Raw genomic sequence first — 8,624 nt, forward strand, 5'->3', positions numbered from 1 at the left:
GGGCTCGGCCAAGGACTCCTGCAGCCGGTCGACCACGTGGGTGACGGTGTCGACGTCGGGCAGGCGGTCGCAGACCATGATGAACTCGTCGCCGCTGTTGCGCGCCAGCGTGTCGGTGGGTCGGATCAAGTTGCCCAACCGCTCGGCCACGCCGACCAACAGCTCGTCGCCGGCGGCGTGGGACAGGTTGTCGTTGACCCACTTGAAGTCGTCGATGTCCATGTACACGAGCGCCACCATGTCCCGCTGCCGCTCCCCCAGCATCCGTTCGAGCCGGTCGCGCAGGAGCGCCCGGTTCGGCAGGCCGGTGAGGCCGTCGTGCATCGCCTGGTAGGCGAGGGTGTCCTCGGACAGCTTCTGCTCGGTGATGTCCTGGACCGACCCCACCACCCGCAGGGCGGACCCCTGACCCCGCGGACCGCCGGTCTGGCGGACGTTGGCCCGGCAGAGCATCCACCGTGTCACGTGGTCGGGGCGGCACAGCTGGTGCACCACTTCGACCGGGGCCCTGTCCGTGGTCCACCCGTCGAAGAGCTGCCCGACTTCGTCGCGCTCCTCCTCGGGCACCAGCGCCAGGTAGGAGGCGATCGCTCGGCGTCCGCCGCGCACGTCCTCGGCGTCCAGGCCGGTGATCCGGTACATCTGGTCCGACCAGACCATCTCGTCGGCGCCCGGCACCCACTCCCAGCTGCCCAGGTGGGCGAGCTGCTGGGCCTCCACGAGCTGGGCCTCTCGCTCCGCGAGCGCGTCGAGGGCCCGGCGCCGATCGGTGACGTCGCTGAGACAGACGACGCCTCCGATGCCGGTGCCGCTCTCGTGCACCGGGCGCGAGCGCACCTCCAGCGTGATCAGCCCGCGCGGCGAGCGGAAGGCCTGCTCACCGGCGTCCAGGACCTGTCGGGTCATCAGCTGCCGCTCGAGCGGGCAGGGATCCTCGGAGCAGACGTGGAAGTCGTGCAGCGGCGTACCGACCAGCTGGTCGTCGGCCACCCCGAACAGCTCCATGGCCGTCCGGTTCAGGAAGCTGATGGCACCGTCCCCGTCGATCGTGCAGATACCTTCGGCCGAGGTCTCCAGCACCAGCTCGAGTCGGTGGGCGACATCGGCCCGCTCCTGCTCCGCCGCCTGGCGCTTGGCCCGCTCGAGCGAGAAGACGACCGAGCGCCTGACCACGTCCGGTCCGTGCTGGCCCTTGACCAGGTAGTCCTGCGCCCCCAGCGCCAGCGCCTGACGGCCGACGTCGTCGTTGTCGGTCCCGGTGAGCACCACCACAGCGACATCCGGACTGGCCGCGCGGATGGCCGTGAGTGCCTCCATCCCCGACGCGTCGGGCAGCGAGAGGTCGAGCATCACGCAGCGCACGGAGCGGTTCCCGAGCTCGACAAGGGCCTCGCGCAGGGAGCCCACCCGCACCATGTCCAGGCCGCCGGCCAGCTGGTCGCGCATCTGTCGGCGCAGCAGGAATGCCTGGTCGTCGTCGTCCTCCACGAGGAGGAGTACCCCAGGGGTCCCCTCCGGCAGCGACACAGCAGCGTCGTACAACGTTGACTCGTTCCCTCATCCGTGGTCGGCGCCCCGCTCCCGACCCGCCAGTGGCTGGCAGTCGTGATCAGGGTAGCCCGCACAGGGGCGACGCGACGGGCGAACGGCGAGGCCGTCGGGAAAGCAGTTCGGGCGAACGCTCCGCGGAGAACCGCGGGACGTTCGCCCGAACGTGCTGGTGGCCTCCGGGGAGGTCAGCCCTTGCGCAGGTTCCGCAGGACGTACTGCATGATGCCGCCGTTGCGGTAGTAGTTGGCCTCGCCGGGGGTGTCGATCCGGACGACCGCGTCGAACTCCACGTCGTCGGCCTTCACCGTGACGGTCTTCGGCGTGGTGCCGTCGTTGAGCGCCGTGACACCGGTGATCGAGAAGGTCTCTTCGCCGGTGAGGCCGAGCGACTCGGCGGTCTGACCCTCCGGGTACTGCAGCGGCAGGACACCCATCCCGATCAGGTTGGATCGGTGGATCCGCTCGTAGGACTCGGCGATCACCGCCTTCACCCCGAGCAGCGCCGTACCCTTGGCCGCCCAGTCGCGCGACGACCCGGAGCCGTACTCCTTGCCGGAGAGGACGACGAGCGGCGTCCCGGCAGCGAGGTACTTCTCGGAGGCCTCGAAGACCGTGGTCACCTCGCCGTTGCCGGCCAGGTCGCGGGTGAACCCACCCTCGGTGCCGGGAGCCAGCTGGTTGCGCAGCCGGATGTTCGCGAACGTGCCGCGGATCATGACCTCGTGGTTGCCCCGGCGCGAGCCGTAGGAGTTGAAGTCCCGGTTCTGCACGCCGTGCTCGGCCAGGTACTTGCCCGCGGGCGAGTCCTTCTTGATCGCACCGGCCGGGGAGATGTGGTCGGTGGTGACCGAGTCACCCAGCTTCAGCAGCACTCGGGCACCCTCGATGTCGGTGACCGGTGCCGGCTCGTCGGGCATCCCGTCGAAGTACGGGGGCTTGCGGACGTAGGTCGACTCCGGGTCCCAGGCGAAGGTCTTGCCCTCGGGCGTGGGCAGCGAACGCCACTGCTCGTCGCCGGCGAAGACGTCGGAGTAGCCGTCGTCGAACATGTCGGAGGTGATCGCGGTCGCGATCACGTCCTCGACCTCCTTGGCGGTGGGCCAGATGTCCTTCATGAAGACGTCGTTGCCGTCGGTGTCCTGACCCAGCGGGTCCTGGAACAGGTCGACGTCCATTGAACCGGCCAGCGCGTAGGCGACGACCAGCGGCGGGGAGGCGAGGTAGTTCATCTTCACGTCCGGGTTGATCCGGCCTTCGAAGTTCCGGTTGCCCGAGAGCACCGACACGACCGCGAGGTCGTTCTGGTTGACGGCGGCGCTGACCTCGGGGATGAGCGGGCCGGAGTTGCCGATGCAGGTGGTGCAGCCGTAGCCGACCAGGTTGAAGCCGAGCTTGTCCAGGTACGGCGTGAGGCCGGCCTTCTCGTAGTAGTCCGAGACCACCTTGGAGCCGGGCGCGAGCGTGGTCTTGACCCACGGCTTGGTGGACAGCCCCTTCTCGACGGCCTTCTTGGCCAGCAGGGCCGCGCCGATCATCACCGACGGGTTGGAGGTGTTGGTGCACGAGGTGATCGCCGCGATGGCGACGGCGCCGTGGTCGATCTCGAACGCGGTGCCGTCCGCGAGCTCGACCAGGGCCGGGTTGCTCGGGCGGCCACCGTCGGCCGGGGCGGCGGAGACGTAGTCCCGCGGAGCCGCCTCGCCGTGACCGTTCGCCGGGGCGTCGGAGGCCGGGAAGGACTCCTCCAGGGCCTCGTCGAGACCGCTGGTCTCCTGGTTGTCGGTGTCACCGGTGTCGGTGTAGTCGGCCAGCGCACCGCGGAAGGACTCCTTGGCCTCGGAGAGCGAGACCCGGTCCTGGGGGCGCTTGGGGCCGGCGAGCGACGGGACGACCGTGGCCAGGTCGAGCTCGAGCTTCTCGGAGAAGCGGGGCTCGGCCGACGGGTCGTGCCACAGGCCCTGCTCCTTGGCGTAGGCCTCGACGAGGGCGAGCTGCTCCTCGGGGCGGCCGGTCAGGCGCAGGTAGTCGATGGTCTGGTCGTCGATCGGGAAGACCGCGATCGTCGAGCCGAACTCCGGGCTCATGTTGCCGATGGTGGCGCGGTTCGCGAGCGGGAGCACCGAGACACCGGGGCCGTAGAACTCGACGAACTTGCCGACGACGCCGTGCTTGCGCAGCATCTCGGTGATCGTCAGCACCAGGTCGGTGGCGGTCGCACCCTCGGGCAGGTCGCCGTTGAGCTTGAAGCCGACCACGCGCGGGATGAGCATGGAGACGGGCTGGCCGAGCATGGCCGCCTCGGCCTCGATGCCGCCGACGCCCCAGCCGACGACGCCGATGCCGTTGACCATGGTGGTGTGCGAGTCGGTGCCGACGCAGGTGTCGGGGTAGGCCTGGAGGACGCCGTCCACCTCGCGCGTGAACGCGACGCGGGCGAGGTGCTCGATGTTGACCTGGTGCACGATGCCGGTGCCGGGCGGGACGACCTTGAAGTCGTCGAAGGCACCCTGGCCCCAGCGCAGGAACTGGTAGCGCTCGCGGTTGCGCTCGTACTCGATCTCGACGTTGCGCTCGAAGGCCTCCGGGGTGCCGAAGACGTCGGCGATCACGGAGTGGTCGATGACCATCTCGGCCGGGGCGAGCGGGTTGATCTTCGACGGGTCGCCGCCGAGGTCCGCCATCGCCTCACGCATGGTGGCGAGGTCGACGACGCACGGGACGCCGGTGAAGTCCTGCATGATCACGCGCGCCGGCGTGAACTGGATCTCCTTGCTCGGCTCGGCGTCCGCATCCCAGCCGGCGATCGCCCGGATGTCGTCGGCGGTGATGTCCGCGCCGTCCTCGGTGCGCAGGAGGTTCTCCAGCAGCACCTTCAGGCTGAACGGCAGCGAGTCGGTGTCGAGCCCCTCGCCGGTGACCGCGCTGAGGCGGAAGATCTCGTAGGACTTGCCGTCCACGTCCAGGGTGCTCTTGGCACCGAAGCTGTCCTGACTGGGCACAGTCATCTCTCCTTCACGTCACCGGTGACGTCGCTGGTTGTTGGCTCGGGGCACATCTTGCCGCTGGCGCGGCCCGCGGGGGAAGTAAGGGTTCCCTCACGAGCCGGGCCGAGGCGAACTGTCTTGACGTCAAGATACACGACATCGAGCGGTATGGCGACGCACCGGGCCGGAAGAGCGTGCCGACCTGGCGTCGGGTTCAGTTGGCGTCGGCTGCCGGGGCTGGCCGCGGAGCCACCGGGAGGCTCCCGGCCGGGAAGAACTGCACGGCGATCTGCGCCTCGGTGTAGGCCGAGAACGTGGTCGACACCGATCGCTCGTCGAGCTCGAGCGTGTAGGTGTGAGCTCCGGCCTCGACAGGAGCGACGACGAACATCGACTGCGCCTGGTCGTAGAAGCCGTCCGTGTCCCCCGCATCCCAGTACAGGTTGTCGAGGCTGTCACCATCCTCCCTGATGTGGCCGAAGACGTAGGTTCCCGTCTCGCCAGCGTTGAGGACAGCACGTGCGGAGACCATTACGAATCCGTCCGTGGGCGCGGTGAACGAGACGCTCGAGATCTCGGCCTGGGTGGAGGTCAACGTTCCGCTCGAGGTCGCCGAGGCGTGCACGCTCGCCGCTGGAAGGCTGCTGAGGTCGATGTCGGCCGCGGTCAGTGAGCCGTCCTTCATGTCCGCGCCGGTGAGCTTGCCGTTGGCCACCTTGGCGCCCGTGACGGAGTTTTTCCCGAGATCCGCCCGCTTGACCTGGCCGTTCTTGATCTGTGGGCTGCCCACCGAGTTCTTGGCGAGCCCGGCGGCAACGGCCGCGCCGCCACCGCCGAGGACCAGCACGAGGGCGAGGGTGGATGCCACGTTGGCGTAACTGGAGTGCTGCAGGGGTCGCATGTGGAATGCCTCCTGGTGTCGGGGTTCTTCCACCGTGGCCCACCCTGTACCCGGAGGCCATGGTCATTCACATGGCCCGTTGGGACCAACCCCGGTAGGTCAGACGCGCTCCAGCAGCGCGACGCACTCGACATGGTGCGTCATCGGGAACACGTCGATGGGCCCGAGCGTGAGTGCGATCCTGTGCGACTGACTGCACTCCATGGACCAAAGTGCCCACTGACCTGCAGCGATGCCACACGAGAGGTCTGAGGGCGCCGGCACACCGCTGGGGACGTTTGCGAATCAAAGCGAGCCCATTCCGAGCCCTCGTGCCAGCGGGCAACGGCTGTCGCAGACGACCGCAGTGTCAGATCTCGCCGCGAGCGCGGGCTTCGAGGTACTGATCCATCACCGCCACGGGGACCCGGCCGCGGTCGGAGACGACGATGTCGTGCGCGGACGCCCAGCGACGTACGTCGGAAGGCGCGGGCGGCGCTGGCGCGAGCGCAGGCGCCGATTCAAGGCCGCGTACGGCAAGGTCACCGACCATCTCCTCGGAGAGCCCGACCCGAGCAGCGGCCAGGAACCGATAGGTCCACTCCTGGGCGAGCTTGCGGGTCTCGCAGAAGACGATCAGCACGGTCGGGAACCGGATCTGGCACTCGGCGATCCCGTCGGCCACGACACTCGGCCGAACGTGGTCGAGCTTGAAGACCTGGGAATAGCGCTCCTCGACGACCACCGCGGCGCGCGGGATCGCGGAGAGCTCGGTGAGCTGGAACTTCAGCTTGCCCGTCGTCAGCGAGGAGACGAGGTCGGCCATGGACTTGCGCTCCACCGACGCCTGCAACATCCCGTCGACGATGAGGCCGTAATCGCCGGCCTTGAGTGGCTGGCGGCGGGTCGTCGTCTGCCGGTCGGCGAAGGTGAACGGGTAGCGCTCGCGGACGTCGACCGCGATCTCCAGGCCGCAACTCCACTGGCGCGGGCGCCCGGAAGGGCAACCGCGGGGCGCGCTTGCTTGGACGTGCGGGCGGTCTGCCAGAAGATCATCTGCCGCCCGCGGGCATTGGTGATGATGATCTGGGAGCGGTTCTCCCGCCCGCGGTCGAGCACGAGGTCGATCGCGGCTCCTCGTCGTACGCAGGACCGCACTGCCACCCGCTCGATGATCTCGGCGTCGACCGGCCACTCCTCGACCCGGTGGCAGTAGACCTTGCCGGTGCGCGGCCAGGTGTCCTTCGCCTTGAGGATGATCCCGTTCCCCAGCGGGACCCGGAGCAGGTACGGGAGCGTCGATCCGGGTTCGGTGTTGCGCGCGATGACGAAGTCCTCCGGCATGGCTACAACTCTCCCGCTGTGACGAGCCGGGCGAGTGAGTTCTCGGCATCCGGCACCTCAAGCACGAGCGCCCGGTCCTTCTTGACCGCGGCGACCATCGCGCGCAGCCGTTGGCGGTCCTTCTTCGTCAGCTCATCGTTCCTGAAGTCGCGGGCAGTCAGCAGGCCGGCGAGGATGACGAAGTCGCGACGGTGTCGACCGAGGCCGGGGTCGCCCGTGTTGCTGAGCGCTGCCGCCTTGCCGACCAGTGCACCGACGAGGTTGGGTCGACGTACGGATCCCTCGCGACCCGCGGCCGACACCCGAACAGTCTCACTGCGCTGCAAAGCCTGAGTCCCACCTGCGGTCGGGAGTGTCGGGCTTCCGGTGACTCCCTGGCGGAGACTGGCGCGTTCACCGATCCCGTCCGGAAGAAGTACGTCGATCGAGGCCTCGCCCCGGATCCAGCGGTGCTGGAGTCCCTCGGCCGAGATGCCTGCTGGTCTGAACCCGAGGTCGGTCAGCGTCTGGGTAAAGGTGGCGAGCATCGTGGGGTCGGCCCGTACGTCGATCACTGTGTCGGCGTCGTTCGTCGGTCGCACCGGGAACTGCCCTCGCTCAGCGCAGTGCAAGTGGACGAGCTGGCCGCCGATCAGCGTCCAGCCCTTGGCGAGCCGCTCATGGAGATCGAGGAGCCCCATCCACGATGCGGTCTGCTCGGGCGGCATCGCTGGCAGCACGATCATCGCTCGGCCGCGTTCCACTCCAAGGCGAGCTCGTGCAGCAGTTCAGCCGCCCGGGCCCCCTCGCGTGGCCCGCGATGCTCGGCGAGATCGGCCGCAAGCCGAAGCCGTGATTCCGGGAATGGGTACTGCCCGTCGGAGATGACATGGAGGACGACGTTCGCGTCACGGTCGGCCTCCACCAAGAGGTAGTCCTTCAGTACTGCGTCCACGTCGGCTTCGCCGAGGTATCCCTCGACGCCGGCCGAGGCGATGCCACTCGCCCCGAGGTCGACGATCATCTTCCAGCGCTCGTCAGCCCTGAGATCATCAAGATCAGCGGGCGCTCCGCGGAACAGTCGACGCTGGGCCCGGTTCCGGAAGACCGACCGAAGCGACACCGCCAAATCGCTGACGACTTCCTCTTTGGCCGGCGGCGCCACGGCAGGGTCGAGCAGACGGTCCAACTGCAACCGGGCCCGCGCCGACGCTGCCGGCCCACTCGGGCGCAACCGGTCACGATCGTTCTCCGCCAGCGCGATGACGGCCCAGGCAGACCGGGCCGAAAGGGGGCGGCCCGCCTTGCTGCGCTCTTGGATGCGGAGGAGGGATCGCTCGTCGACCACCCACTGTGCTCCGATCCGCTCGGCCGACAGCGAACCGTCGGCGATACGCTGGTGGATCCGGGGCACGCTGACGCCCAGCCGCTCTGCGGCCTGGGCGACGCTGACTGAGGCCATGTGCACAATCCTAGAAGAGTTTAAAGGATTGTGAAACCGCGCCAATGACACGCGTGGTCATCAAGCCAGTTGGATGCGCTGGAGCCCGTCCCAGTCCGTCGCTCCGGAGCGCCTAGATGTCCTCGGCAGGGACGTTGGTGACGGTCTGGGCCTTGTGAACGAGGAGAACCTCCCGGCTTAGTGGAGATGTCTAAGTCACCGCTCGCCCAGGAGGTCCTCGTGGCCCACGCTAACGCTCGTTTGAATCTGCATGGTCGTCGTCTGCTCATCGAGCGGGTCATCGACCACGGTCGTCCCGTCGCTCATGTCGCCAAAGAACTCGGTATCTCACGTCAGTGCGCCCACCGCTGGGTTGCGCGGTTCCGCGCTCAGGGCGAGGCCGGACTGGTCGACCGGTCCTCACGCCCACACCACTGCCCCCACC

At 68.5% G+C, this 8,624-nt stretch carries 7 protein-coding genes; 1 reads left to right on the forward strand and 6 read right to left on the reverse strand.

What is annotated here, in order from left to right; genetic code table 11:
• The 6 genes from ABZE72_RS13750 to ABZE72_RS13775 all read right to left on the reverse strand — a co-directional run.
• Positions 1-1,488, reverse strand: a 1,488-nt coding sequence (locus ABZE72_RS13750; protein ID WP_372729599.1) for a diguanylate cyclase domain-containing protein, incomplete at its 3' end; no start/stop codon positions are given.
• A gap of 248 nt (positions 1,489-1,736) precedes the next feature.
• Complete coding sequence (locus ABZE72_RS13755; protein WP_372729600.1) at positions 1,737-4,556, reverse strand: aconitate hydratase; 2,820 nt, start codon at positions 4,554-4,556, stop codon at positions 1,737-1,739.
• Between the two features lie 193 nt (positions 4,557-4,749).
• Positions 4,750-5,436, reverse strand: coding sequence for a hypothetical protein (locus ABZE72_RS13760; protein ID WP_372729601.1), 687 nt, complete (start codon positions 5,434-5,436; stop codon positions 4,750-4,752).
• A 349-nt stretch (positions 5,437-5,785) separates the two neighbouring features.
• A complete protein-coding gene (locus tag ABZE72_RS13765) occupies positions 5,786-6,808 on the reverse strand; it encodes an ERCC4 domain-containing protein (protein ID WP_372729602.1) in 1,023 nt (340 codons plus the stop codon).
• Positions 6,762-7,484 carry a hypothetical protein gene (locus tag ABZE72_RS13770; RefSeq protein WP_372729603.1) on the reverse strand — a complete coding sequence of 241 codons (723 nt, stop codon included), beginning with the start codon at positions 7,482-7,484 and terminating at the stop codon, positions 6,762-6,764. The genes ABZE72_RS13765 and ABZE72_RS13770 overlap by 47 nt, the downstream gene beginning before the upstream one ends.
• Entirely contained in the window at positions 7,481-8,200 is a 720-nt protein-coding gene (locus ABZE72_RS13775; protein WP_372729604.1) for a helix-turn-helix domain-containing protein, read from the reverse strand. Before ABZE72_RS13775 ends, ABZE72_RS13770 begins: the two co-directional genes overlap by 4 nt.
• Before the next feature lie 219 nt (positions 8,201-8,419).
• Between ABZE72_RS13775 and ABZE72_RS13780 the strand changes: the two genes are divergently transcribed.
• Positions 8,420-8,624: leucine zipper domain-containing protein (locus ABZE72_RS13780; RefSeq protein WP_372729605.1), on the forward strand; the 205-nt coding region annotated here is incomplete at its 3' end.

The organism is Nocardioides sp., assembly GCF_041600255.1.
Lineage (GTDB): Bacteria > Actinomycetota > Actinomycetes > Propionibacteriales > Nocardioidaceae > Nocardioides.